General features: G+C 72.2%; 24 protein-coding genes. 19 read left to right on the top strand and 5 right to left on the bottom strand.

Annotated features, from left to right (window positions below):
• Positions 1-29 precede the first annotated feature (29 nt).
• The 5 genes from CRP56_RS35710 to CRP56_RS35730 all read left to right on the top strand — a co-directional run bounded on the left by CRP56_RS35710 (position 30) and on the right by CRP56_RS35730 (position 6,303).
• Positions 30-2,753 carry an exo-rhamnogalacturonan lyase family protein gene (locus CRP56_RS35710; RefSeq protein WP_097271128.1) on the top strand — a complete coding sequence of 908 codons (2,724 nt, stop codon included), beginning with the start codon at positions 30-32 and terminating at the stop codon, positions 2,751-2,753.
• Positions 2,750-3,799: a GDSL-type esterase/lipase family protein gene (locus CRP56_RS35715; protein WP_097271130.1), complete on the top strand. Its 1,050-nt coding sequence runs from the start codon at positions 2,750-2,752 to the stop codon at positions 3,797-3,799. The genes CRP56_RS35710 and CRP56_RS35715 overlap by 4 nt, the downstream gene beginning before the upstream one ends.
• Entirely contained in the window at positions 3,783-4,499 is a 717-nt protein-coding gene (locus CRP56_RS35720; RefSeq protein WP_097271132.1) for a DUF6250 domain-containing protein, read from the top strand. The genes CRP56_RS35715 and CRP56_RS35720 overlap by 17 nt, the downstream gene beginning before the upstream one ends.
• Positions 4,500-4,644: 145 nt before the next feature.
• Positions 4,645-5,430, top strand: coding sequence for an SGNH/GDSL hydrolase family protein (locus CRP56_RS35725; RefSeq protein WP_097271134.1), 786 nt, complete (start codon positions 4,645-4,647; stop codon positions 5,428-5,430).
• 114 nt (positions 5,431-5,544) lie between these two features.
• Positions 5,545-6,303, top strand: a complete 759-nt coding sequence (locus tag CRP56_RS35730) for an SIMPL domain-containing protein (RefSeq protein WP_097271136.1) — start codon at positions 5,545-5,547, stop codon at positions 6,301-6,303.
• 29 nt (positions 6,304-6,332) lie between these two features.
• On the opposite strand, the gene CRP56_RS35735 is transcribed toward CRP56_RS35730, so the two are convergent.
• From CRP56_RS35735 to CRP56_RS35755, 3 genes are all read right to left on the bottom strand, one after another.
• Complete coding sequence (locus CRP56_RS35735; RefSeq protein ID WP_179851200.1) at positions 6,333-6,953, bottom strand: TetR family transcriptional regulator C-terminal domain-containing protein; 621 nt, start codon at positions 6,951-6,953, stop codon at positions 6,333-6,335.
• A gap of 175 nt (positions 6,954-7,128) precedes the next feature.
• Positions 7,129-8,313 carry an IS701 family transposase gene (locus CRP56_RS35745; protein ID WP_097271142.1) on the bottom strand — a complete coding sequence of 395 codons (1,185 nt, stop codon included), beginning with the start codon at positions 8,311-8,313 and terminating at the stop codon, positions 7,129-7,131.
• Positions 8,314-8,592: 279 nt separating this feature from the next.
• A complete protein-coding gene (locus CRP56_RS35755; RefSeq protein ID WP_097271146.1) occupies positions 8,593-9,771 on the bottom strand; it encodes a Glu/Leu/Phe/Val dehydrogenase dimerization domain-containing protein in 1,179 nt (392 codons plus the stop codon).
• Positions 9,772-9,943: 172 nt separating this feature from the next.
• Here CRP56_RS35755 and CRP56_RS35760 point away from each other — a divergent pair, with 172 nt between their 5' ends.
• Together CRP56_RS35760 and CRP56_RS35765 are read left to right on the top strand one after the other, a co-directional pair.
• Positions 9,944-10,786: an MOSC domain-containing protein gene (locus CRP56_RS35760; protein WP_097271148.1), complete on the top strand. Its 843-nt coding sequence runs from the start codon at positions 9,944-9,946 to the stop codon at positions 10,784-10,786.
• Positions 10,787-10,872: 86 nt separating this feature from the next.
• On the top strand, positions 10,873-12,126 hold the full coding sequence (locus CRP56_RS35765; RefSeq protein ID WP_097271150.1) for an MBL fold metallo-hydrolase: 1,254 nt from the start codon (positions 10,873-10,875) through the stop codon (positions 12,124-12,126).
• A 19-nt stretch (positions 12,127-12,145) separates the two neighbouring features.
• Here the strand turns inward: CRP56_RS35765 and CRP56_RS35770 are convergent, their stop codons facing one another.
• Complete coding sequence (locus CRP56_RS35770; protein ID WP_179851201.1) at positions 12,146-12,448, bottom strand: histidine phosphatase family protein; 303 nt, start codon at positions 12,446-12,448, stop codon at positions 12,146-12,148.
• A gap of 776 nt (positions 12,449-13,224) precedes the next feature.
• Here CRP56_RS35770 and CRP56_RS35775 point away from each other — a divergent pair.
• The 5 genes from CRP56_RS35775 (at position 13,225) to CRP56_RS35795 (ending at position 17,489) form a co-directional block, all read left to right on the top strand.
• Positions 13,225-15,342 carry an ATP-binding protein gene (locus CRP56_RS35775; RefSeq protein WP_097271154.1) on the top strand — a complete coding sequence of 706 codons (2,118 nt, stop codon included), beginning with the start codon at positions 13,225-13,227 and terminating at the stop codon, positions 15,340-15,342.
• Between the two features lie 98 nt (positions 15,343-15,440).
• Positions 15,441-15,884 (top strand): roadblock/LC7 domain-containing protein, encoded by a 444-nt coding sequence (locus CRP56_RS35780; RefSeq protein WP_097271156.1) that lies wholly within the window; start codon positions 15,441-15,443, stop codon positions 15,882-15,884.
• A 2-nt stretch (positions 15,885-15,886) separates the two neighbouring features.
• Positions 15,887-16,258, top strand: a complete 372-nt coding sequence (locus tag CRP56_RS35785) for a DUF742 domain-containing protein (protein WP_059194968.1) — start codon at positions 15,887-15,889, stop codon at positions 16,256-16,258.
• Entirely contained in the window at positions 16,236-16,835 is a 600-nt protein-coding gene (locus CRP56_RS35790; RefSeq protein ID WP_097271158.1) for a GTP-binding protein, read from the top strand. The genes CRP56_RS35785 and CRP56_RS35790 overlap by 23 nt, the downstream gene beginning before the upstream one ends.
• Before the next feature lie 75 nt (positions 16,836-16,910).
• Positions 16,911-17,489, top strand: a complete 579-nt coding sequence (locus CRP56_RS35795; RefSeq protein WP_097271160.1) for a GAF domain-containing protein — start codon at positions 16,911-16,913, stop codon at positions 17,487-17,489.
• Between the two features lie 40 nt (positions 17,490-17,529).
• Here CRP56_RS35795 and CRP56_RS35800 read toward each other — a convergent pair whose 3' ends face one another.
• Positions 17,530-18,138 carry a GPP34 family phosphoprotein gene (locus tag CRP56_RS35800; protein WP_097271162.1) on the bottom strand — a complete coding sequence of 203 codons (609 nt, stop codon included), beginning with the start codon at positions 18,136-18,138 and terminating at the stop codon, positions 17,530-17,532.
• Between the two features lie 232 nt (positions 18,139-18,370).
• Here CRP56_RS35800 and tdh point away from each other — a divergent pair, with 232 nt between their 5' ends.
• From tdh to CRP56_RS35835, 7 genes are all read left to right on the top strand, one after another.
• Positions 18,371-19,399 carry an L-threonine 3-dehydrogenase gene (tdh, locus tag CRP56_RS35805; protein WP_097271164.1) on the top strand — a complete coding sequence of 343 codons (1,029 nt, stop codon included), beginning with the start codon at positions 18,371-18,373 and terminating at the stop codon, positions 19,397-19,399.
• 34 nt (positions 19,400-19,433) lie between these two features.
• On the top strand, positions 19,434-20,639 hold the full coding sequence (locus CRP56_RS35810; RefSeq protein WP_097271166.1) for a glycine C-acetyltransferase: 1,206 nt from the start codon (positions 19,434-19,436) through the stop codon (positions 20,637-20,639).
• A gap of 37 nt (positions 20,640-20,676) precedes the next feature.
• Positions 20,677-21,585 carry a LysR family transcriptional regulator gene (locus CRP56_RS35815; RefSeq protein ID WP_097271168.1) on the top strand — a complete coding sequence of 303 codons (909 nt, stop codon included), beginning with the start codon at positions 20,677-20,679 and terminating at the stop codon, positions 21,583-21,585.
• A 36-nt stretch (positions 21,586-21,621) separates the two neighbouring features.
• Positions 21,622-22,206 (top strand): helix-turn-helix domain-containing protein, encoded by a 585-nt coding sequence (locus CRP56_RS35820; RefSeq protein ID WP_097271170.1) that lies wholly within the window; start codon positions 21,622-21,624, stop codon positions 22,204-22,206.
• Positions 22,203-22,736 carry a GNAT family N-acetyltransferase gene (locus tag CRP56_RS35825; protein ID WP_097271172.1) on the top strand — a complete coding sequence of 178 codons (534 nt, stop codon included), beginning with the start codon at positions 22,203-22,205 and terminating at the stop codon, positions 22,734-22,736. Before CRP56_RS35820 ends, CRP56_RS35825 begins: the two co-directional genes overlap by 4 nt.
• Before the next feature lie 30 nt (positions 22,737-22,766).
• Positions 22,767-23,126, top strand: coding sequence for an MmcQ/YjbR family DNA-binding protein (locus tag CRP56_RS35830; protein WP_179851202.1), 360 nt, complete (start codon positions 22,767-22,769; stop codon positions 23,124-23,126).
• Positions 23,127-23,227: 101 nt separating this feature from the next.
• Complete coding sequence (locus CRP56_RS35835; RefSeq protein ID WP_097271176.1) at positions 23,228-24,532, top strand: MFS transporter; 1,305 nt, start codon at positions 23,228-23,230, stop codon at positions 24,530-24,532.
• Positions 24,533-24,594 lie beyond the last annotated feature (62 nt).

Here is a 24,594-nt window from a genome sequence, read left to right on the forward strand (position 1 = left end):
GGCATCCGCACCCGCATCCGGAGGTCCCCGTGCCCGGCGTCGACCGACGCACCGTCATCAAGGGCGCCGCAGCCGCGGCCGCCGCGGCCCAGTTCTCCTGGGCGCTGTCCCGCACCGCCGCCGCGGCGGACGCCGACGCCACCGAACTGCACTGGCTGGAGGGCTCGGCGCCCGACGTCCACGCCAGCACCGCCTGGGGTGTGCCGTGGGCGCGCGGCGCGTACCGGCCCGAGCAGTCCTTCCGGCTGACGACCGCCGCGGGCGACGACGTCCCCGTCCAGAGCTGGGTCACCGGCTACTGGCCCGACGGCTCGGTGAAGTGGACGGCACACGCCCTCGCGCCGGGCGCACCGAAGGCCTCCGCCTACAAGCTGGCGGCGGGCACCCCGGCCGCGCCGGAGCAGCGGGTCACGGTCACCCGGTCCGCGGGCCGCGTCGAGGTGTCGACCGGCGTCATCACGGCCGTGTTCGGTGCCAAGGGCTCCGACACCGTCGTACGGAGTGTGCGGCGCGGGTCGGCCGAGATCGCCCGGAACGGCAAGCTGGTCGCCCTGCGGCAGGAGTCGGTGCGGGAGGGCGCGGACGTCTCGCACTTCGCCGGCCGGGTCGAGAAGGTCGAGGTGGAGCAGGACGGTCCGGTCCGGGCCGTCGTCCGCGTCGAGGGCCGACACCGCGACGGCGGGCGGGCCTGGCTGCCGTACACGCTGCGCTTCTCCTTCTTCGCCGGTGCCGACTCCTTCCGTCTCGTGCACACCTTCGTCTGGGACGGCGAGCAGACGCCGGGCTCGGACCAGGGGGACTTCCTGCGCGGTCTGGGCGTCCGCTTCACCGTGCCGCTGAGCGACCGGCCCTACGACCGCCATGTGCGGTTCGCCGACTCCGGGGGCGGTCTGTTCAGCGAGGCCGTCCAGGGCATCACCGGACTGCGCCGCGACCCCGGGGCGGCGGTCCGCGCGGCCCAGATCGCCGGTGAGCGGCTGCCCGACATCTCGACCTGGGACCCCCGAGTCGCCGACCGCCTCGCCTACATCCCGACCTGGGGCGACCACACCCTGACCCAGCCCAATGCCGACGGCTACACCGTCCGCAAGCGCACCAAGGCGGGCTACGGCTGGATCCACGCCGCGGCCGGCCGCCGGGCCGGAGGCCTCGGTTACGTCGGCGGCGCGAGCGGCGGACTCTCCTTCGGTCTGCGGGACTTCTGGCAGCGCCACCCGGCCCAACTGGACGTGCGCGGAGCGGCGGGAGACGCCGCCGAGGCCACCGTATGGCTGTACTCGCCGGAGGCCCAGCCGCTCGACCTGCGCTTCTACCACGACGGGTTGGGGCAGGACACGTACGAGGAGCAGTCCGACGGCGGTCTGGAGATCACGTACGAGGACTACGAGCCCGGCTTCGGCACTCCCTACGGCATCGCGCGGACGAGTGAACTGACCTTCTGGGCCGTCGAGAAGACCCCCTCCGCCGCTGTTCTCGCCGCGCAGGCCGCCGCCGTCGCGACCCCGCCGTTCCTCACCGCGACACCCCAACGACTGCACGCTGCGGGGGTGTTCGGCGACTGGGCGCCCGTCGACCGTTCCAACGCGGCGCGTGCGGCGATCGAGGACCACCTCGACGACCTGTTCGCCTACTACCGCGACCAGCGTGAACAGCACCGCTGGTACGGCTTCCTCGACTACGGCGACGTCCAGCACACCTACGACAACGACCGGCACGTCTGGCGGTACGACGTCGGCGGATACGCCTGGGACAACTCGGAGTTGGGGACCGACCTCTGGCTCTGGTACCACTTCCTGCGCACCGGGTCCGCCGAGGTGTTCCGGTTCGCGGAGGCGATGACCCGGCACACCGGCGAGGTCGACGTCTACCACCTCGGCAAGTGGGCGGGCCTCGGCACCCGGCACGGCGTGCAGCACTGGGCGGACAGCGCCAAGCAGGTCCGTATCTCCACGGCCGCCAACCGCCGCTTCCTCTACTTCCTCACCGGTGACGAACGCACCGGTGACCTGCTGTCCGAACTCGTCGACGTGGAGCGGACGTTCCTGGCGGTCGACCCGCAGCGCAAGGTCCGCACCGACGGCTACACGCCCGGCGACCGGCACGCGCTGTCGGTCGGCTTCGGCACCGACTGGGGCGGCATCTCGGCGGCCTGGCTCACCGAGTGGGAGCGGCGGGGCCCGAACGCCGAGAGGGCGAAGGGCAAGCTGGTCAACTCGCTGCGGACGATCGCCGCGCAGCCGGCTGGCTTCTTCACCGGCACGGGTCTGCTCGACGCGGACACCGGCGAGTTCGCGATCACCACGAGCACGGCCGTGAGCGTGTCCCACCTGAGTGCCGTCTTCGGCCTCGTCGAGACCAACAGCGAACTCGTGTCGCTGTTCGGCGACGAGGAGCCCGAGTTCCGCACCGCCTGGCTGAACTACGCGCAGTACTACAACGCCACCGACGCCCAGAAGAAGCAACTCACCGGCTCCACCTGGAAGTCGGCGCTGCCCGCCGCGCACTCGCGGATCACCGCCTACGCGGCCCGGCACAGGAACGACCCGACGCTCGCCACGCGCGCGTGGAAGGAGTTCTACACCGGCAGCGACACCTACTTCCCGTCCAACGACTGGAACCCGGTGACGATCACGACGCCGGCCGTGCTGCGGACGACCGAGGAGATCCCCTGGATCTCCACCAACTCCTCGGCCCAGTGGGCGCTCGCGGCGATCCAGAACCTCGCCCTGATCGGCGATCGGATCCCGACATGAGACGTGCCGCACTGATCGCGGCGGTGGCCGCGGGCCTGGTCATGGGGGCGGTGCAGCCCGTGGCGGCCTCCGAGGACCTCGTACGGCCGGACGACCGGCGCCTCGCCTACGAGGGCCACTGGGGGCACACCGCGGAGGCGGCGGTCACCGTCAACTCCGGTTCCCGGCTCGGCTTCCGCTTCACCGGGAACAGCGTCCACGCCCTGTTCGACGTCTCGTCGGTCACCGTGCCCGCGCAGATCTACGTGTCGGTCGACGGCGGCCCGAAGCGGCTGTACGCCGTCGACCGCGACGACATCGAGATCACCGCCGCCGGGCGCGGCCCGCACCGGGTCGAACTGTCGGTGAAGGACGTGTTCTCCCGCGCGAACCGATGGACCCCGCCCCTGGAGACCGGCGTCGTGCTGACCGGTGTGCGCGGACGGCTGCTGCCGCAACGGCCCGCGCACAAGCCGCGGTTGGCCTTCTACGGCGACTCCGTCACGCAGGGCGTCATGGCCCTGTGCGAGGTCAACTCCTCGGACTGCGCCGACGGCACCGCCGCCTACCCCACGCTGGTCGCCGACGCCCTGCACGCCTCCTTGACCCAGGTCGGCTTCGGACGGCAGGGCGTGCTCCGGACGGGCAACGGGGGAGTGCCGACGGCGTCCGACGCCTACGGCTGGAACTACGCGGGCTCCAGGGCGGACGCGGACCGGCACGCCGAGGTGATCGTGGTGAACCAGGGCACCAACGACACCGCGTGGGGCCCGGAGGAGTTCCGTGCCGCCTACCGCGCCTACCTGGACACGCTGCGGGCCGCCGTACCGCACGCGCGCATCCTCGCGCTGCGGCCCTTCACCGGGGCACACGCCGACGACATCGCGGCCGCCGTCGCCGAACTCGCGGACCGGCGTATCGAGTTCGTCGACACCAGCGGCTGGCTCTCCCCGGCGGAGGGCGACTTCCACGGGGACGTCCACCCCAGCGCCCAAGGCCATCGCAAGGTGGCCGACCGACTGATCGCCCTTCTGGAAGGAGCCGTCTCCCATGACCACCACGCGTAGAGCTTTCGGAGCCCTCGTCGCAGGCGCCGCCGTCGCGGCCCTCGCGCCCGCTGCCGACGCGAGCGCTTCGCCCCGCCACCGCCGTCTCCTCGCCCACGACGACTTCCGCCATGGCCTCGGCCAGTGGGCCGTCGAGTTGGAGAAGGGCGGCACCGTCACCGCCTCCCGAGGCGTCCTGGAGGCCGACGTCCCCGCCGGTGCGACGATCTGGTTCCGCAGGCGCCTCGAAGGCCCGTACGTCATCGAGTACACGGCGACCCCCGTCTCCGCGGGCGGCGTCAACGACCGGGTCTCCGACCTCAACAACTTCTGGAACGCCACCGACGTCCGGTCCCCCGACGACCTCTTCGCCACCCAGCGCGGCGGCGCCCTGGCCGAGTACGACTACCTCAAGACCTACTACGTCGGCTACGGCGCCAACACCAACACCACCACCCGGCTGCGCCGGTACGTCGGCGAGGCCGGGGTGCGGCCGCTGGTCTACGACTACACGCGGCCGCTGCTCGTGGCCAACCAGCCGCACCGGGTGCGGATCGTCTCCGACGGCTCCACCCAGCGCTGGTGGGTCAACGGGCAGCTCGTCTTCGACTACAGCGACCCCGAGCCGTACACCGGTGGGCACTTCGCCTTCCGCACCACATGGAGCCACTTCCGCTTCGGTGACTTCCGGGTGTGGCGGTTGAGCCCACAACATCCCTGATCGGAGAGGTATTCCAGGTTTGGCCAACACTTTAGGAGTGGCTTAAATCACCGCACGTCAACCCTTCCTTACGGTCGCGTAGGTCACATTCGAAGGGGAATCATGGGCCGATGTGGCAGACGATTCGAAGAGTGACAGCAGAGCAGTGATCGGGTCGTACGTTGCGGTGGGGGACAGCTTCACCGAGGGCGTGGGCGATCCCGGCCCCGACGGGGCGTTCGTCGGCTGGGCCGACCGGTTCGCGGTGCTTCTCGCGGACCGGCTGCCCGAGGGCGACTTCCGGTACACCAACCTCGCCGTACGCGGGAAGCTCCTCGACCAGATCGTCGAGGACCAGCTTCCGAAGGCCCTGGAGCTCGCCCCCGACCTGGTCTCCTTCTGCGCGGGCGGCAACGACATCATCCGTCCCGGCACCGACCCCGACGAGGTCGCCGAGCGCTTCGAGCGGGCGATCGAGCGGCTCACCGCCGTCGCCGGCACCGTCATGGTGACGACCGGCTTCGACACCCGCGGCGTGCCGGTCCTCAAGCACCTGCGCGGCAAGATCGCGACGTACAACGGACATGTGCGGGCCATCGCCGACCGGTACGGCTGTCCCGTGCTCGACCTGTGGTCGCTCAAGACCGTCCAGGACCGCCGGGCCTGGGACGGCGACCGGCTCCACCTCTCTCCCGAGGGGCACACGCGCGTAGCGCTCCGTGCCGGCCAGGTGCTCGGCCTGGAGGTCCCGGCCGACCCCGACCAGGCGTGGCCCCCGCTGCCGCCCCGCGGCACGCTCGAGGTGCGGCGGGACGACGTCCACTGGGCGCGGGAGTACTTGGTGCCGTGGATCGGGCGGCGGTTGCGCGGCGAGTCCTCGGGCGACCATGTGACGGCCAAGGGCGCGCTGTCGCCGGACGACATCAAGATGCGGATCGGCAAGGTGGCCTGACCGGGGGCGTGCTCCACCAGTGAGGTGACCGCGCGGGAGTGGTGCGCGGTCCGGTCCATGACGTGGTGTTGGGATGACCGCACTGTCACCCCACCCCGGAAGGACCGGACGCGCATGCCCGTTCCCCGTACGCCGGTCACGGCGTTCGCCGTGATCCTGCTGGCCCTGGGCCTGCCCACCGTCGCGGCCCCGGCGGCCCTCGCGGCCGGCTCCGGCGGCCACGCGCCCGCGATCGCCGTCGCCGCGGCTCCCGCCACCGTCACCGTGACCGGCGAGGGCAGCGCGGTCGGCGAGCCCGACATCGCGCTGGTCGGCGCCGGGGTGGAGGCCTTCGCCAAGAGGACACAGGCGGCGCTGGAGGCGCAGAACACGGCGTCCGCCGCGCTGTTGAAGGCGGTCCGCGCCCAAGGCGTCGCCGACCGGGACATCCGGACCGAGAACGTCTCCCTCAGCCCCGTCTACGACTACACGGACGGCGCGTCCACGCTGAAGGGCTACCAGGCCGCCCAGTCCTTCTCGATCAAGGTCCGCGATCCGTCCGCCACGGGCGCGCTCCTCCAGGCCGTCACCGACGCCACCGGCGACGCGGGCCGCATCACCTCCGTCGTGTTCGACCTCGACGACCGCCGCCCGCTCCAGGCCCGCGCCCGCGAGGCCGCGCACGCCGACGCCCACGCCAAGGCCGCCCAGTACGCCCGCCTCAGCGGCCTCCACCTCGGCCGCCTCGTCTCCCTGAGCGAGGGCGGCACCGGCTACTTCGCCCCGTCCCCGCCGGTCTCCGCGGACGCGCCGGCCGGCTTCGGTGCCGTACCGCTGGCGCCGGGGGAGATCAAGGCCACGGCGACGGTCACGGCGGTGTACGAACTGACCTGAGCGAGGCCCGCCGCGGCGGGCCGCCGCCTTCAGCGCTCCCGGGCGCTCAACGTGTCGGCTCCCAGCCCGAGTTCCCGGGCCAGTGCCTCGTCCGCCCACCCCTGGGCGCGCGCCCGGGACACGGCACCCGGGTACGACGTCAGCTGGACGGCGAGTCCGTCGAGCAGGGCCGTCAGCCGCAGGGCCGAGGCGGCCGGGTCCGGGCACCGGAACTCGCCCGCGGCCACGCCCTCCGCGATGACCTCGGCGAGCGCCGCCTTCCACTGCTTGTCGAGCTCGCGGGTGACCTCCTGGAGGGCGGGCTCGCGCAACGAGGCCGCCCAGCCCTCGATCCACAGCCGCCAGCCCTTGGCCTGACCCGTGGGCGCGTACCAGCGCACGGCCGACCGCAGCCGCCGCAGCGCCGTGGTCCGGCGGCCGAGAAGCTTGCGCAGCTGGGCGAGGTCGTCCTCGGCGGCGTACGCGAACGCGGCGGCGACCAGCTTCTCCTTGGTCGAGAAGTGGTACAGCACCAGCGCGTTGCTCACCCCGAGCGAGGAGGCCACGTCGGCGATCCTGACCGCCGCCACGCCCCGCTCCTCGATCTGCCCGATGGCGGCCCGCAGCAACTCCTCACGCCGCTCCGCCACGCTCAACCGCACTCTCGCCACGCGGCCACCCTAGTACTGCAACGGTGCTTGTTCTGATTGCTGGGCAGTTTTCAGGGGCTGTGTCCGCGTCGTTTGTAGTGGCTGATGCGGGCTTGGTGTTGGCGTCGGCGGCGCCAGGTCGACCAGTGCAGGACGTGGCCGATCGGGGTGGGACGGCGGTCGGTGAGGCGGGTGATCAGCCGTCGGATCTCGGCGAGGCTGAGGTGGATGAGCTGGGAGGATCCGTTTCTGCTTTCTCCGTGTCCAGCTGGCGGGCCCGCAGGACGGTGAGGCATCCGTGGGCGGCCATCGCCAAGGTCATGTGGCGGTGCCAGCCGGGATAGCGGCGGACCTGGTAGTCGTCCAGGCCGCACTCCTGCTTGGCGGTCTGGAAGCATTCCTCGACAGCCCAGCGGCTGCCCGCGATGCGTATGAGTTCGTCCAGTGTGGTGCCGGCCGGGCAGTAGGCGATGTAGTAGGAGATCTCCTCGGGTCGGCTGACGCTGCGGCGTGCGAGGACCCAGTGCCGGCGGTCTTCGCGGTGCCAGGGCCTGACCTCGACGCGGGCCCAGTCGTAGATCCGCCGACCGTGTGCCCCTTCGCCGCAGGAACGACGCTTCCACTTCTGCCGCGGCAGGCCGGGGAACAGGTCGTGGACGGGGTGGTCGAGCGCCCAGCGGGTGACGACGGTGTCGTGCCGGGTGGTGGCCATGACATGGAAGACATCGGCCTGCTCGAGCTCGAAGCGCCAGCCCTTGCTGAAGCCGTAGGCGGCATCCGCCGTCACCCAGGCGAACGGGATCCGGTCCGCGATGGCCTTGCGGACCATCGCCTTGGCCATGGCCACCTTCGTCTCGAAGGCGACCTCGTCGCCGATGCCGGCCCGACGACAGCGTTCCCGGTCGTCCGTCCACGACGTGGGCAGATACAGCCGCCGGTCGATCAGCGTGCGGCCGCGGCCGGTGGCGTAGGCGAGGAACACACCGATCTGGCAGTTCTCGGTCCGGCCGGCGGTTCCGGAGTACTGCCTTTGCACCCCGGCCGACCGCAGGCCCTTCTTCAGGAAGCCGGTGTCGTCGACGATCAGCACGGCGTCTCGGTCGCCGAGGTGTTCCACGACGTAGTCGCGTACGTCGTCCAGGACCTCGTCGGCGTCCCACTCGATCCGGTTCAGCAACCGGTGGATGCGATCGGGACCCTCGTGCCCGGCCTCCTCCGCCAGCGTCCAGCCGTTCTTCCGCTCCAGCGGTGCGACCAAGCCTCGCATGTAAGCGAGCGCCGACTGGCGCGGCTCTTCCCGGTTGAACCGGTGCACGAACCGGTCATGCAGAGCGTCCAGTTCACCGGCCCACAGCCTCACATCAGCAAGGTCCCCACCCATGACCACACCAACGACTGAGCTGGCCAGCAGTCACGGCAAGCACCGTTGCAGTACTAGGGCCTGTCCGGCGGATCATGCCGCGGACGCGGGGTTTGGTATGCCGATCTGCGGCGTTGTCGTCGGTTGCCGACGCTCCGCGTCGCCGCCCTCCTCCGCCTTGCAGCTCGACGCACCAAACCCCGCTCACCGGCGCTAAAAGGCGCCGCCGCTTTCCCGCGACCTGATCCGCCGGACAGGCCCCAATCCGTGCCGACGGCCGGCGAGACGCGATCATCGGCTCTACCGGTACCACCCGAACCGCTCGGCGATCACCGGCAGCCGGTCCGCCACGATCGCGTGGGCGGCGGCCCGCGGGGACGTCCCGTCGGCCTCCGCGCGGGCCAGCATCTGCTCGACCAGGGCCCGCATGGAGCGGCGGGTGTGGGTGAACGCCTCGTCCGCGTCGGCGCCGATGTCGCCGAACAGGGTCCACCACCACCAGGCGTTCGTACCGGAGTTCACGACCACGTCCGGCAGCACGGTGACGGCCCGCGCGGCCAGCAGCGCCTCGGCCGCGGGCAGGACGGGCATGTTGGCCGCCTCGACGATCCAGCGGGCGGTGACACGCTCCTGGTTCGCGACGTCGATCGCGTACGACACGGCGGCCGGCACCAGCACCTCCGCGTCGGCGGACAGCCAGGCGTCGCCCGGCAGTTCGCGGTCACCGGACCGGAGCGCGGCACGGTCGACGGTGCCGTAGGCGTCCCGCGCGGCGAGCAGCGCCTCGACGTCCAGGCCCCCGGGGTTGGCGATCGTGCCCTTGATGTCGGCGACGGCGACGATCGTCAGGCCCGCGCGCGCGAGGAACCTCGCCGTGGCCCCGCCCATCGTGCCGAGCCCCTGCACGGCGACCCGCGTCCCGGCGTACGGCACCCCGGCCCGGTCCAGGGCCGTGAGCACCGACTCGGCGACCCCGCAGCCGCCGACCAGTTCGTCGAGCCCGATGCCGTCCACCTCGACGGCGAACGCGTCCGCGAGCCGCTTGCGGGCCGCCTTCTCGTCGTCCAGCAGGGGATAGACGGCCTGGACCGACGAGACGAGCCCCGCCTCGGCCGCCGCCCGGTCCACCAGGTCCTGGGTCAGGCCGAGGTCCTCACCCGTGGTCCAGAAGCTCTCGACGTACGGTCGCATCGCGCGCAGGAAGCGCACGAGCAGGGCGTACGCCGCCGGGTCCCGGGGATCGCAGTCGATGCCGCCCTTGGCGCCGCCCAACGGGACGTAACGGCCCTGGGGGTTGTAGTGCAGCGCCTCCTTCATGGTCATCCCGCGGGCGAGCCCGGTGACCTCCTCCAGGGTGCAGCCCTCGCGCATCCGCAGCCCGCCGCTGGAGACTCCGCGCACCAGCCGGTCGACGACCAGGAAGCCCTGGCGACCGGTGACGTGGTCGGTCCAGGTGAGCGACAGCAGGGGGGTGGTCATGGGGGCTCCTGGGACTATTACTGAATAGCGAGTCAGTATCTTCTTGACATGTCCGGTGTGCTGTCAATCCGAACCGAAACGCGATGGTCCGAACCGAAAAGCGATTGACAGTGCGCCGCACGCCCTCGATAGGTTCCCTTTGGGAACGTACTGATCGCGAAGGGGGACGGGGATGGCCAAGGTCGTCGAGCTGACGTACTACCCGGTCAAGGGATGCGCGGGGATCTCGGCGAGCGAGGCGGAGGTGACGCCGGCCGGGCTCGCGCACGACCGCTCCTTCATGGTCGTCGACGAGGAGGGCGTGTTCCGGACGCAGCGGCGTGACCCACGGCTCGCGCTGATCCTGCCCGGCGTCGACAGCGCCGGCGAGCGGCTCACGCTCCGGACGCCGGACAACGGCGAGGTGGCCGTGGACGTCGACACCACCGGCGTACGGCGACCGGTCGAGCTGTTCGGGACGCCGTACCGGGGCATCGACCAGGGCGACATCGTCGCGCGATGGCTCTCCGAGGTGCTCGGCGCCCCGAGCAGGCTCGTGCGGGTACCGCCGGAGCACGACCGGGTGACCGACGGCCGGACACCCGGAACCGCGGGCTGGGCGGACAGCGGCGCCCTGCACGTCCTGTCGCGGTCCAGCCTCGACCTGCTCAACGAAAAGATCGCCGAACGCGGCGCGGAACCCCTGGCCATGAACCGCTTCCGCCCCAACATCGTGATCGGCGGCTGGGACGTCCCGCACACCGAGGACCGCGCCCACCGCCTACGGATCGGCGCCACCGAACTGGCCTACGCGAAGCTCGCCGTCCGCTGCGCCGTCACCCTGGTGGACCAGGAGCGGGGCGCCAAGGACGGCCCCGAACCCATCCGCACCCTGGCCGGATACCGGCGCGGAGCCGCCGGCACGGTGTTCGGCGTGAAGTTCTCCGTGCTGCGGCCGGGGAAGGTGGCGGTCGGCGACGAGGTGGACGTCACGGCGTGGGGCGAGGCCGAGGTGTCGTACACCGCGGAGAGGTAGTTCATACGGCCGTGACGACGGCGATCCGGGTTTGTCGGAGAGGCCGACCATAATGGAAGACCTCACCGACTCCACCTGGAGGTACCGTGTCCGTTTTCGGTTCCCTGAGCTCCGGGCTCCGCAGCCTGCAGCCCGAGGCCTTCGGTGTGGACCCGAGCGGTGAGCGTCTCGCCCGCATCCGCAGGTCGCCCCACTTCAAGGACGGGGTCTTCCAGAACCCCGGTGGCGAGGCCAGGACCCGGCCCTCCGGCTCGACGCTGGAGTTCGCGAAGGTCTTCTTCGACAAGGAGGAGCGTCCGCGCCGCTCGCCCAAGGGCACGATCCCGGTGCACCCGACCACCTTGGCCGACATCGCCAAGCCGCCCGCCACGGGGCTGCGGCTGACCTGGATGGGCCACTCCAGCGTGCTCGCCGAGATCGACGGACACCGGGTGCTCTTCGACCCGGTCTGGGGCGAGCGCTGTTCCCCGTTCCCCTTCGCGGGCCCGAAGCGGCTCCACCCGGTGCCGCTGCCGCTGGCCGCGCTGGGCCCGGTCGACGTGGTCGTCATCTCCCACGACCACTACGACCACCTCGACATGCCCACCATCAAGGCCCTGGCCGACACGGACACGCTGTTCGCCGTGCCGCTCGGCGTCGGCGCCCACCTCGAACACTGGGGCGTCTCCGCCGACCGGCTGCGCGAGCTGGACTGGCACGAGGCGACCAAGGTCGGCGGCCTCACCCTCACCGCCACTCCGGCCCGCCACTTCTGCGGCCGCGGTCTGCGCAACACTCAGCACACCCTCTGGGCGTCCTGGGTCGTCGAGGGGGAGGCCCACCGGGTCTACCACAGTGGCGACACCGGCTACTTCGACGGCTTCAAGGAGATCGGCGCCGCGCACGGGCCGTTCGACGCCACGATGATCCAGATCGGCGCGTACAGCGACTTCTGGCCGGACATCCACATGACGCCGACGGAGGGCATGCGCGCCCACCTCGACCTCCAGGGCGGCCCGTCGGCCGGCCTCATGCTGCCGATCCACTGGGCCACCTTCAACCTGGCCACGCACGCGTGGGCGGATCCGGGCGAGGGCACCATCGCGGCGGCCCGCGCGGAGGGCACGCGCATCGCCCTGCCGCGTCCGGGCGAGCCGTTCGAGCCGACGGGCGAGGGCGTGCCCGTGGCGCCGTGGTGGCGCGGGGTCGCCGCGGAGCCCTCCGGGGGGTGGCCGGCGGCTGAGCTCGTCACGGAGGCCGCGATCAAGACGACGTCCGCGGGGGCGGCGCGGGCTCAGGAGGACGCGGCGGGTTCGGAGGGCGAGGGGAGCGGGGAGCCGGAGGCGGTGTCGGCGGGCTGATCCCCCGAGGAACCCCGCCTCAAGCGGGCCGACTCGACGCACTCCGGTTCTCGGTCGGCCAGACGGGACATGACCATTCCCCCGCCGTCACGCTGACCTCGACCGCGGTCCCATGGGGCAGGGGACGACCCCACACCCGCTCCGCGGAGAGGTCGGCACACAGGGAAACCAAGCCGACCGTCACTGTGCCGACATGGGTGACGACCATGACGGTTCCCCCGGCGTGCGCTTCGACGATGCGTTCCATCGAGGTTCGAAAGCGTGCGACGACCGATCCGCCCGTCTCGCCCAGCGGGAGTTTCGCGTCCAGGTCGCCGTCCACGATCCACTGACGAAGGACGTCCTGGGAACTGCGGCCGGCCGCGGCGTCCGAGGATCGATTTCGCCTCGCTCATGGGGCCTCGTGATTCGCTACGGAGAGTGAAGCATGTGGGAGTGCTCGTTCGGGCGGCGAGGTGCTGGGGAGCGGCGCCCCGAGTGGGTGGAGATCGCCGCCGGGGACCGGCCGGCGCAGATTCCGGTGCTTCGATTCTGACCGCCTCTGACCAGCGTTGATCAATCGCTGAAGTGAACTGTGCGGCCCGTCGGTGGGTTTATCGGGCTGCCGTGCGAGGCCTCATACCAGAGCGGGACGCTCTCCGTACGAGTTTGTCAACTGCCCGCCGCACATGATGCGTTGCCGACTACTGTGAGTGGTCGTCGGGCGACGCAGGGCCGAATTCCCGGCGCTCTCGACCGACACCGTGTCGTGAGGACCAGACCGGAGGAGGGAGTCGACGCGATGGGAATCCCCCCAGCTCGACCGCGACCGGGAGCCGGGGGAAGCCGGTGACCGACGACCGCGTCGGAGTGCGTGCCACCCGTGGCGAGCGCACCCGGGAACCGGCGGGAACGCGCACCGGGCCCCGGGAGCCCGGCCGTGGGCCCGCGAGCCAGTCCGGCCGCGGGGCCATGAACCAGTCCGGCGGCGGGGCCGCGAACCCGTCCAGCCGTGGGGCCGCGGGGCAGCCCGGCCGTGGGCGGACGAGCCAACCCGGACGGGGTCAGGCGAGCCAGCCCGGCGACCAGGCCGCCCACCGTGCCAGTACGAGGACACCGATGTCTCAGCTCCGCGCACCGGCGGCCCGCGCGGACCGCCGCGAAGGCGGCCGGCACGGCAAGCCGGCCGCCCGGCCCGCGACCACGCTGCCCGAGACCCACATACGGCCCCAGCTGCTGCGGCTCGCCGTGCTGCCGCCCATCGCGGTCGCCCTCGCCGCCTCCGCGGCCGTCCTCTTCGCCGTCCGCTCCACCGGCGCCCGGTCGAGCCTCACCCTCTGGGGCGTCCTCGCCGGCGCGGTCTCGGTGGCGCTCGCCGCCATCCTCATCGCCGCCGTCGCCGCCGACCGCGCCGCCAAGTCGGTCAGCGACCGCATCGGCGCCCTGCGCCGCACCACCGCACGGGGCGAGGCCGATCTCCGGGCCCTCGTCGAGGCCTTGCGGCGCGGCGACGGGCCGCCCCAGCGCACCCCGCGCGGCGGCCCGCCCGACGGCGCCGACGACTTCGACCTGCTCGCCGCCGACCTGGCCCGCGCCCACGACGGCGCCGTCACCGCCGTCGTCCAAGCCACCCAACTGTCCAGCCAGGCGGGCAGCGAGCAGAAGCTGGAGGTCTTCCTCAACCTCGCCCGGCGCCTGCAGTCGCTGGTGCACCGGGAGATCTCCATCCTCGACGAGCTGGAGAACGAGATCGAGGACCCCGACCTCCTCAAGGGCCTCTTCCACGTCGACCACCTCGCCACCCGCATCCGCCGCCACGCCGAGAACCTCGCCGTGCTCGGCGGCGCCGTCTCGCGCCGGCAGTGGAGCCACCCCGTCTCCATGACCGAGGTGCTGCGCTCGGCCATCGCCGAGGTCGAGCAGTACTCCCGCGTCAAACTCGTGCCGCCCATCGACGGCACCCTGCGCGGGCACGCCGTCGCCGACGTCATCCACCTGCTCGCCGAACTCGTCGAGAACGCCACGGTGTTCTCCGCCCCGCACACCCAAGTGCTGCTGCGCGCCAACCTCGTCACCTCCGGGCTCGCCGTCGAGGTCGAGGACCGCGGCCTCGGCATGCCCGTCGCCGAGCAGAACAAGATGAACGCCCTGCTCACCGACCCCGACCAGGTCAACGTGGGGAGCCTGCTGGCGGACGGCCGCATCGGACTGTTCGTGGTCTCACAGCTGGCCCGGCGGCACGGCATCAACGTCCGACTGCAGACCAACATCTACGGCGGTGTCCAGGCCGTACTCGTCGTACCGCAGGGGCTGTTGGGCGCGGAGCCGGATGCGTCCGGAGTCGTACCCGGGGCCTCGGACGGGACAGGGGTCGCGGGGCCCGGTGGCGGGGGAGCGGGCGTGCCCCCGGCGCCCGCCGGGGCGCCGCGATCGGCTCGCGGTCCGGCGGGACACGTACGGCCGTCCATGCCGGTGCCGGGCGCCTCCGTGCCGCCGCGGCAGTATCCGCAGGAGGCGGCCGGGCCGGGGGCCCTGGGGGAGACCGGGCCGCAGCGGGTCGTTCCCGGTGCCGGTCCCGTCGTACGGTCCGCTCGGCAGCCGGACGCTCCGCGCGACTCGGGACCGGCGGCGACCGGCGGTGAGCCCGTCGTACCGCTGCCTGTGCGCGGCAGTCAGCAGGAGCGGCCCAACCCGGCGGAGGCCGTGCCGGGCATCCGGCCCGACGACCGTCGGCTCGTCGAGCAGAGCGCCGCGATGCCGCCCACCCCGCGTACGGGCACCGTCCGCGGCACCATGGGCAAGCCCCAACTGCCCAGGCGCCGCGCCCAGGAGCACATCGCACCCCAGCTCCGCGACGGCCCGGCGGCGCCGCGTCCGGACGCCGAGTACCTCGCCGGGCACGACCCGGGGCTCATGGCGGCCTTCCAACGCGGCATCGGCCTCGCCGAGGCCCAGCAGCACATGGAGGCGGAGACCACCGGGGGCACGGACCTCAGCGCGTACGTGAGGGGGGCAACGGACATGGGCGCGGCCCACGTTGAGACGCCGCAGCTGGGCGCGCCCCACATGGATCCGCTGCACATGAACACGGACCCGATCACCGACACCGATCGGAGCCGTCTCAGCCTGACGGACACGGGCCCGAGTCACCTGAATCCCGGTCACCCAAGCCCGGCTCACGCCCGCCCCGACCACACCCCCACCACCCGGCACGACGGGAGCGCATCAGCCGGATGACCAGCCCTGCCACCGCCCACGCCCCCCTCTCCACCCCCACCCCCATGCCAACCCCCAGCGCTCCCGCAGACCTTCGTACCTCAAGGAGTCGATCCACCATGGCGAGCGAAGCGCCGACCGGCCATGTATCCGATCTCGACTGGCTGATGAGCGGCCTCGTGCAGCGCGTACCGCACACCACCAGCGCGGTTCTGCTGTCCTGCGACGGGCTCGTGAAGTCGGTCCACGGGCTCGACACCGACAGCGCCGACCACATGGCCGCCCTGGCCTCCGGCCTGTACTCCCTCGGACGCAGCGCGGGCGTCCGCTTCGGTGACGGCGGAGACGTCCGCCAGGTGGTCGTCGAGCTCGATTCCACCCTGCTGTTCGTGACGACCGCCGGCTCCGGCACCTGTCTCGCCGTGCTCGCCGGCCGCGAGGCCGACGCAGCCGTCCTCGGCTACGAGATGGCCATGCTGGTCAAGAGCGTTCGCCCCTATCTGGTGACCGCACCCCGGCAGCACACCGTCGAGTCCCCGGCGTCCCCGGTGATGAGGCCTTGAGCGTGGCGGCGGCCGGCGACGGGCCCTGGCTCGACGACGCGGCCGGACGCCTGGTGCGCCCTTTCACGGTCAGCAACGGACGTACCCGGCCCACCGTCGCGCTCGACCTCCTGTCGCAGGTGATGGCCACCGGCGCCACCCCGCTCGGCTACCTCGGCCCGGAGCACACGCAGGCGCTCGACCTGTGCCGCGCGCCCGTCTCGGTGGCCGAGGTCGCCGCACATCTGAAGCTGCCGGCCGCGGTCACCAAGGTGCTGCTGTCGGACCTCGTCGACTGCGGGGCGCTCACCACCAAACCCCCGGAGTTCCACCACAACCCCACTGACCGGGCTCTTCTGGAGGCAGTGCTCGATGGACTACGACGACAGCTCTGACCCCTTCCCCACCGCACTCAAGATCCTGGTGGCCGGAGGCTTCGGAGTAGGCAAGACGACCTTCGTGGGCGCGGTCAGTGAGATCGCCCCGCTCAGCACGGAGGAACTGCTCACCACGGTCAGCGCCGCGACCGACAACCTCGACGGCATCGAGAACAAGGTCGAGACGACCGTCGCCATGGACTTCGGCCGCATCACCCTCGACCCGGAACATGTGCTGTACCTGTTCGGCACGCCCGGGCAGGAGCGGTTCTGGTTCATGTGGGACGAGCTCTCGGAGGGCGCGCTCGGCGCGGTCATCCTCGCCGACACCCGGCGCCTGGAGGACTGCTTCGCGGCCGTCGACTTCTTCGAGCAGCGCGGCCTCGGATTCATCGTCGCGATCAACGAGTTCGACGGCTCGTACCGCTACGACCCCGAGGAGGTCCGCGCCGCCATCGACCTCGCCCCGGAGATCCCCGTCATCCGCTGCGACGCCCGGATCTCCAGTTCGGGTGTCCAGACCCTGCTGACCCTCGTACGCCACCTCATCGCCCACGCCCCGGCGCCCGCGCCGAGCCACGGCGCCCACCGGTGACCGCCGTGCACACCTTGTCGCCCACAACTCCACGGAGCCGCATATGACCTTCGCCCACCGCGCCGGAACCCGCCGATGAGCTACGACCCCGTGCGTCCCGCCGGTCGCCTGCTGCTCACCCCCGAGGACAAGGAGGCCCCCGCCCGGGCCCGCCGACTGCACGGGCTGGGCCTGGGGGAGCGCCCGGAGCCCGCGCTCGACGCGTTCGCCGACCGGCTCGCCGAGGTGACCGGGGCGCCGTACGCCATGGTCAACTTCCTCGACGAGCACGGGCAGTTCTTCGCCGGGCTGCACCTCCCGGCCGTCCGGCCGGTCCTCGTCGACGCGGACGGGACCAAGCCGGAGCTCGGCCGCCGGCTGGCGCGTGACCAGGGTTTCTGCCCGCATGTGGTGGTGCGGCGCAAGGCACTGGTCCTGGAGGACGTCAGCGACTATCCGCGGTTCGCCGGCAATCCCGTCGTCGACGAGTTCGGCATCCGCTCCTATCTGGGCGCACCGCTCATCGACCGGGGGGGAATGGTCCTCGGCACGGTGTGCGTCGCCGATGTGGAGCCGCGGCCCTGGGGGAAGAGCGGTCTGGAGACCATCAAGTCGGCGGCGGCCGAACTCGTCGCGCGCGTGGAGCAGATGGAGGCGGACGGCCTGCCCCTGTGAACGTGTGCCGGCTTCGTACGCCCTGACGCCCCGTCGGCCCTCACACCCCGCCCCGCCAGACGTTGTCGAACGCGGCGCTCTCGATGGCCCGCCGCTGGCGCACCGCCTCCAGCTCCATCACCGCGTCCCCGACGGCCGCCAGCACGGTCGTCACGGTGTCGTCGGTGAGGTCCGCCGCGTCACCGGCCGGTTCCTCCTGGATGCCGGCCGCGGCGGCCAGGGCGGCGAACACCGGCTCGCCCGAGGCCCGGCGCGCCTCGGCGCGGTGCCGCTCCGGCGAGTCCACCAGCTCGGCGTGTCCGGCCTGCCGGGCGATGCGCAGCCCGCGCGGGCGGGCGGTCAGCCCCTCCTGCTCCAGCGCGGAGTCGTACGCCGCGGAGAGCCCGCGGCCCCGGCGCCACAGCCAGTCCTCGACCGACTCGTACGGCTCCTGCCGTACGACGGTGGCGGCGGCCTCCGTCAGCAGGCGGTCGACCGGCGCCGACTGAGCGCCGGGCACGACATGGTCGCCGTCCAGCGCGAGCGCGCCCGTCTCCACGAGGTCGAGCAGCTCCGAGGCCGCGAGCGCGAGCGACAGATCGCCCTGTTCCACGGGTCTGTCCTGGCCCGCCGCCAGAGCGACGATCGCGAGATCACGTGCGGTGTTCATCGGCGGCTCCACATCGGTCGCAGGCATCCTCGCCCCTCCCAACGGGCCGGTCGGCGGCGGTGTTCCCCACCCAAGGGTGGCGTGAAGAAGATCTGCGGCGGCGCTTAAGAAAACCTCGATGGACCTGAGGGGGCGTCGTACGGCAGATTGCTACGCGATTCCACCCCTCTTCCCGGCTGCGGGCCCCTTCGGCGTGCCCGCGCGCGGGAACTCACCCTCAGGAGCCGTAGCGGTGAAGGCGCTGGTCAAGGAGAAGGCGGAGCCCGGACTGTGGCTCGCGGACGTCCCCGAGCCCGCCGTGGGACCCGGCGACGTACTGATCAAGGTGCTGCGCACCGGCATCTGCGGCACCGATCTGCACATCCGGTCCTGGGACGGCTGGGCGCAGCAGACGATCCGTACGCCGCTGGTACTCGGGCACGAGTTCGTCGGCGAGGTCGTCGAGACCGGCCGTGACGTCGTCGACATCGCCGTGGGCGACCGGGTCAGCGGCGAGGGGCACCTCGTCTGCGGCAAGTGCCGCAACTGCCTCGCCGGCCGCCGCCACCTGTGCCGGGCCACGGTCGGGCTCGGCGTCGGGCGCGACGGGGCCTTCGCGGAGTACGTCGCCCTGCCCGCCTCTAACGTGTGGGTGCACCGCGTCCCCGTGGACCTCGACGTGGCCGCGATCTTCGACCCGTTCGGCAACGCCGTGCACACCGCGCTGTCCTTCCCGCTGGTCGGCGAGGACGTGCTGATCACCGGCGCCGGGCCGATCGGCCTGATGGCGGCGGCCGTGGCCAAGCACGCCGGGGCCCGCAACGTCGTCGTCACCGACGTCAGCGAGGAGCGCCTCGACCTCGCCCGCAAGATCGGCGTCAGCCTCGCCCTGAACGTTGCCGAGTCCTCGATCGCCGACGGCCAGCGCTCCCTCGGGCTGCGCGAGGGCTTCGACATCGGCCTGGAGATGTCCGGCAACCCGACCGCGATGCGCGACATGATCGCCAACATGACGCACGGCGGCCGGATCGCCATGCTCGGCCTGCCCGCGCAGGAGTTCCCGGTCGACTGGGCCCGCGTCGTCACCTCGATGATCACCATCAAGGGCATCTACGGCCGTGAGATGTTCGAGACCTGGTACGCGATGTCGGTCCTCCTGGAGGGCGGCCTCGACCTCGCCCCCGTGATCACCGGCCGCTACGGCTACCGCGACTACGAGGCGGCGTTCGCGGACGCCGCCAGCGGCCGCGGCGGCAAGGTCATCCTCGACTGGACCGAGTAACTCCGGACCGCGTAACTCTTTAGGAGCCCCTCCCATGTTCGACTCTGTCCGTGACGATCTCCGCGCCACCCTCGACGAGATCCGCGCCGCCGGTCTGCACAAGCCCGAGCGCGTCATCGGCACCCCGCAGTCCGCGACCGTGAACGTCACCGCGGGCGGCCGTCCCGGTGAGGTCCTCAACTTCTGCGCCAACAACTACCTCGGTCTCGCCGACCACCCCGAGGTCGTCGCCGCCGCCCACGAAGCGCTCGACCGCTGGGGCTACGGCATGGCGTCCGTGCGCTTCATCTGCGGCACGCAGGAGGTGCACAAGGAGCTGGAGGCCCGCCTCTCGGCCTTCCTCGGCCAGGAGGACACGATCCTCTACTCCTCCTGCTTCGACGCCAACGGCGGTGTCTTCGAGACCCTCCTCGGCCCCGAGGACGCGGTCATCTCCGACGCCCTCAACCACGCGTCGATCATCGACGGCATCCGCCTGTCCAAGGCCCGCCGCCTGCGCTACGCCAACCGCGACATGGCCGACCTGGAACGGCAGTTGAAGGACGCCTCCGACGCGCGCCGCCGCCTGATCGTCACTGACGGCGTGTTCTCCATGGACGGCTATGTGGCCCCGCTGCGCGAGATCTGCGACCTCGCCGACCGCTACGACGCCATGGTCATGGTCGACGACTCGCACGCCGTCGGCTTCGTCGGCCCCGGCGGTCGCGGCACCCCCGAGCTGCACGGCGTCATGGACCGCGTAGACATCATCACCGGCACCCTCGGCAAGGCGCTCGGCGGCGCGTCCGGCGGCTATGTGGCCGCCCGCGCGGAGATCGTCGCCCTGCTGCGCCAGCGTTCGCGCCCGTACCTGTTCTCCAACACCCTCGCCCCGGTGATCGCCGCCGCCTCCCTCAAGGTCCTCGACCTGCTGGAGTCGGCCGACGACCTGCGGGTCCGGCTGAACGAGAACACGGCCCTGTTCCGCCGCCGGATGACCGAGGAGGGCTTCGAGATCCTCCCCGGCGATCACGCCATCGCCCCCGTGATGATCGGCGACGCGGCCAAGGCGGGCCGCCTCGCGGAGCTGCTCCTGGAGCGCGGTGTGTACGTGATCGGCTTCTCCTACCCGGTGGTGCCGCAGGGCGCCGCCCGTATCCGCGTCCAGCTCTCCGCGGCCCACTCCACCGAGGACGTGAACCGCGCGGTGGACGCCTTCGTCGCGGCCCGGGACGAGCTGGAGGCGGAGGCGGCGGGCTGAGCCCGAGCACACGGCGACATTTGAGACAATCGATCCCATGATCGAAGCGCGGCGGCTGCACATCCTCCGGGCGGTGGCCGACCACCGTACGGTGACGGCGGCTGCCGCCGCGCTGTATCTCACGCCCTCGGCGGTGTCCCAGCAGCTCACGGCCCTGGAGCAGGAGACCGGGCACCGCCTGGTGGAACGCGGCGCGAAGGGCGTACGGCTCACCGCGGCCGGCGAGATCCTGCTGAACCACACCAACGCCGTCCTCGCCCAGCTGGAGCGCGCGGAGGCCGAACTGGCCGCGTACGGCTCGGGCGAGGCCGGCACGGTCACGGTCGCCTCCTTCGCGACCGGCATCGCCCTGGTCGTCGCGCCCGCGGTGGCGAGGCTCGCCGTGACCTCGCCGGGCATCCGCATCCGCGTCCAGGACGCCGAGGGCGACGCCAGTCTGCCGATGGTCCTGGACCGGCAGGTCGATGTCGCGGTCGCCGTCGAGTACCGCGGGGCACCCCCGGCCGACGACCCCCGTCTGACCCACGTCTCCCTGTACGCCGAGCCCTTCGACGCGGTCGTCCCGGTGAGCCACCGGCTGGCGGAGGCCGGCGAGGTGCCGCTGGCGGAGCTGGCCAAGGACCCGTGGATCGGGCCCTACCCGGGCAACCCCTGCCATGAGGTCGTCGTCCTGGCCTGCGAGAACGCGGGCTTCCAGCCCAGTCTCGAACACTCCTCGGACGACTTCCGTGCGGTCGTCGCCCTCGCCTCGGCCGGCGCGGGCGTGGCGCTCGTACCGCGTTCGGCGCTGATCGGCATGGACCTCACGGGTGTCGTCGTACGGCCGGTGGACGGCGTCGCGCCCACTCGGCGGGTGTTCGCGGCGGTACGCCGGGGCGCGGAGGGGCATCCGCTGATCCGGCCGGTGATCGAGGCGCTGGCGGGGGCGGCGGAGAGCGGGACGTAACCTGGGCTGTCTCATATCCGGGATAGCGTCCCGGATATGAGACAAGCGGAAGTCGAGACCGCCCCGGACCCCGTCGACGCCCGACTGGGTGCCCGCCTGGCCGAACTGCGCGCCGAACGCGGCTGGTCCCTCGGGGAGTTGGCCGAGCGCGCCGGCGTGAGCAAGTCGACGCTGTCGCGGGCCGAGCGCGCCGAGATCAGCCCCACCGCCTCCCTGTTGAACCGCCTGTGCGCGGTCCACGGACGGACCATGTCCCAGCTGCTCAGCGAGGTCGAGACCGAGCCCCCGCTCCTGGTCCGGGCCGCCGAGCAGCCCGTGTGGGAGGACCGGGCCTCCGGTTTCGTACGGCGTTCCGTGTCACCGCCCCACAGCGGGCTGCGCGGCGAACTCGTCGAGGGACGGCTCGCCCCGGGCGCCGACATCGCGTACGACAGGCCGCCCGTGCCCGGGCTCGAACAGCACATCTGGGTGCTGGAGGGCGCGCTTGACATGACCGCGCAGGACGTCGGGCACCGGCTCGACGCGGGGGACTGTCTGCGGCTGCGGGTGTGGGGGCCGACGCGGTTCCGGTGCGCCGGGCCGGGGCCGGTGCGGTACGTGCTGGCGGTGGTCCTGCCGTGATCGTCACCCGGCTCGATGCCGACCAAGCGCAGCGGTACGTCGAGGAGTTGGCCGACCTGATGGCCGACACCGTCGACGGCGGCGCCTCCATCGGCTTCCTCGCACCCCTCGACCGCGCGGCGGCCGTCGCCTGGTGGAAGGAACGGGCGGCCGGAGTGGCGTCCGGCGGGCTCGCCGTCTGGATCGCCCGCGCCGACGACCGGACGCTCGGCACCGTCAGCCTCGCCTTCCCCGACAAGCCCAACAGCCGCCACCGCGCCGAACTGGTCAAGCTGATGGTCCACCGGGGCGCGCGCGGGCGTGGGCTCGGGCGCAGGCTCCTGACGACCGCCGAACAGGCCGCCGCCGAAGCCGGCATCACCCTGCTCCACCTCGACACCGAGACCGACAGCCCGGCGGAACGCCTCTACACCGCGGCCGGATGGACCAGGGCCGGCGTGATCCCCGACTACGCGGCCGATCCGGCCGGGGTCCTCCGGGGCACCACCCTCTACTACAAGAAGCTCGGGACAACCGCTCCCACCAGGTGATTGTCAGTGGCAGCCGCTACGGTGCGTGTCATGCCGGATGCCGAAGACGTACGCCGTATCGCCCTGTCCCTGCCGGACACCACGGAGAAGATCGCCTGGAGCATGCCCACGTTCCGGGTCGCGGGGAAGATGTTCGCCACGCTGCCCGAGGAGGAGACCTCCCTCGCGGTCCGCTGCCCCAAGGAGGAGCGGGACGAACTGGTGCTCGCCGAGCCGGAGAAGTTCTGGATCGCCGACCACGAGGCGCAGTTCGCCTGGGTCCGGGCCCGCCTCGCCGCCCTGGAGGACGAGGACGAACTGCGGGACATCCTGGCCGACTCCTGGCGCCAGGCCGCCCCGCCCCGACTCCTCGACAGTTATCCGGAGTTGGGGCGTCCGGTCGGCGATTGAAATTCCCCGGGCGCTGTCAGTGCCCCGTGGCATGATCCGGAGGCGTGGCGGGTGGGGCGCCTGCGGGTGCGGGTGCGGATGGTGCCGGGAGGGGTGTGCGGATGACCAGGGTGTCGTCGAAGGGGGAGGCGTACGGCGCGAGCGCCGAGGACGTCACCCCTGGCCGGGCGAGTGAAGCGGCCGTGTCCGCCGTCTGGTCACGGGACTTCGCCCTGTTCTTCGTCGCGCGGGCCGTCGCCGCCCTCGGTCACACCATCCTCCCCGTCGCCCTCGCCGCCGGCCTGCTGGAGCACGGGTACGGGGCGGGCGCGGTGGGCCTCGCGATGGCCTCCTCGGCCGCGTCCTTCGCCGGGCTCGTGGTCTTCGGCGGTGTCATCGCCGACCGCTTCGACACCCGCAAGGTGATGATCGGCGCCGACCTGGTGCGCCTTGCCACCCAGACCCTCGCCGCCGCGCTCTTCTTCTCCGGGCATGTGGTGCTGTGGCAGATCTGCGCCCTCGGCTTCGTCAACGGCGTGGCGGGCGCCCTGTTCCAACCCGGCGTCGCCAGCACGGTTCCGCGGCTGGCCGGCGATGTGCAGGGCGCGAACGGCGCGATACGCATCGCGGAGGCCGGCGCCCAGCTCGCCGGCCCCGCCCTCGCCGGACTGCTCGTCGCCTTCGCCTCGGCCGGCGGCGTCTTCGCCCTGGACGCCGCCATGTACGCGGTCAGCGCCCTGTGCCTGCTGGCGCTCCGGCTGCCGCCGCGTGCCCCGGACGACGGACCGGCGCCGCGGGCGGCCCGTACCTTCCGGGCCGATCTGGTCACCGGCTGGCGGGAGTTCAGAGCCCGCACCTGGCTGTGGGGAGTGATAGCCGTCTGGGGCCTGTACATGATCTCCGTGTCCGGCCCGACCGTCCCGCTGGTCGCCACCGAGGTCGTCCAGGACCACGGCCCGCGCGCCTACGGCCTGGTGAACTCCGCGCTCGGCGCCGGCACCGTCGTCGGCGGACTCCTCGCCCTGCGGCTGCGCCCGCGCCGGATGCTGCGCGCCGGATCGATCGCCCTGGTCGGCTTCGGAGCCTTCCCGGCTGCCGTCGGCGCGGGCCTCGGTGTGCCCGCCATGATGGCCGGAGCCGCCGTCGCCGGGACGGGCATGGCGTTCTGGAGCGTGATGTGGTCGACCAGCATCCAGACCCAGGTCCCGCCGGACGCTCTCAACCGCATCCACGCCTACGACGTCGCGGGCTCCCTCGCCCTGATGCCGGTCGGCCAGGCGCTCGCGGGCCCGTCCGCCGCGACCCTCGGCGCCGACCACGTGCTGCTCGTCGCCGGGGTGATGAGCCTGGTCGTCTGCGGTGCCCTGCTCTCGGTGCCGGCGATACGCAACCTGGTGCGCGCCGACGCCGTGGCTTCGCCCCGATAAACGGGTGCGCGACCACCGACCCGAGTGCGGTATTGTTTCACTGCACGTTCGGCCGGGGGAAA

Origin of the sequence: Streptomyces sp. TLI_55 (assembly GCF_900206255.1) — a bacterium.
Taxonomy (GTDB): Bacteria; Actinomycetota; Actinomycetes; order Streptomycetales; family Streptomycetaceae; genus Streptomyces; species Streptomyces aquilus.

Excerpts from the sequence above, each read along its gene's own strand:
- CRP56_RS35830 (WP_179851202.1), top strand. The coding sequence starts at position 22,767 with ATGCCGGATGCCGAAGACGTACGCCGTATCGCCCTGTCCCTGCCGGAC.
- CRP56_RS35720 (WP_097271132.1), top strand. The coding sequence starts at position 3,783 with ATGACCACCACGCGTAGAGCTTTCGGAGCCCTCGTCGCAGGCGCCGCC.
- CRP56_RS35815 (WP_097271168.1), top strand. The coding sequence starts at position 20,677 with ATGATCGAAGCGCGGCGGCTGCACATCCTCCGGGCGGTGGCCGACCAC.
- CRP56_RS35730 (WP_097271136.1), top strand. The coding sequence starts at position 5,545 with ATGCCCGTTCCCCGTACGCCGGTCACGGCGTTCGCCGTGATCCTGCTG.
- CRP56_RS35790 (WP_097271158.1), top strand. The coding sequence starts at position 16,236 with ATGGACTACGACGACAGCTCTGACCCCTTCCCCACCGCACTCAAGATC.
- CRP56_RS35775 (WP_097271154.1), top strand. The coding sequence starts at position 13,225 with ATGTCTCAGCTCCGCGCACCGGCGGCCCGCGCGGACCGCCGCGAAGGC.
- CRP56_RS35820 (WP_097271170.1), top strand. The coding sequence starts at position 21,622 with ATGAGACAAGCGGAAGTCGAGACCGCCCCGGACCCCGTCGACGCCCGA.
- CRP56_RS35755 (WP_097271146.1), bottom strand. The coding sequence starts at position 9,771 with ATGACCACCCCCCTGCTGTCGCTCACCTGGACCGACCACGTCACCGGT.
- CRP56_RS35760 (WP_097271148.1), top strand. The coding sequence starts at position 9,944 with ATGGCCAAGGTCGTCGAGCTGACGTACTACCCGGTCAAGGGATGCGCG.
- CRP56_RS35800 (WP_097271162.1), bottom strand. The coding sequence starts at position 18,138 with ATGAACACCGCACGTGATCTCGCGATCGTCGCTCTGGCGGCGGGCCAG.
- CRP56_RS35715 (WP_097271130.1), top strand. The coding sequence starts at position 2,750 with ATGAGACGTGCCGCACTGATCGCGGCGGTGGCCGCGGGCCTGGTCATG.
- CRP56_RS35810 (WP_097271166.1), top strand. The coding sequence starts at position 19,434 with ATGTTCGACTCTGTCCGTGACGATCTCCGCGCCACCCTCGACGAGATC.
- CRP56_RS35745 (WP_097271142.1), bottom strand. The coding sequence starts at position 8,313 with ATGGGTGGGGACCTTGCTGATGTGAGGCTGTGGGCCGGTGAACTGGAC.
- CRP56_RS35780 (WP_097271156.1), top strand. The coding sequence starts at position 15,441 with ATGGCGAGCGAAGCGCCGACCGGCCATGTATCCGATCTCGACTGGCTG.
- CRP56_RS35835 (WP_097271176.1), top strand. The coding sequence starts at position 23,228 with ATGACCAGGGTGTCGTCGAAGGGGGAGGCGTACGGCGCGAGCGCCGAG.
- CRP56_RS35795 (WP_097271160.1), top strand. The coding sequence starts at position 16,911 with ATGAGCTACGACCCCGTGCGTCCCGCCGGTCGCCTGCTGCTCACCCCC.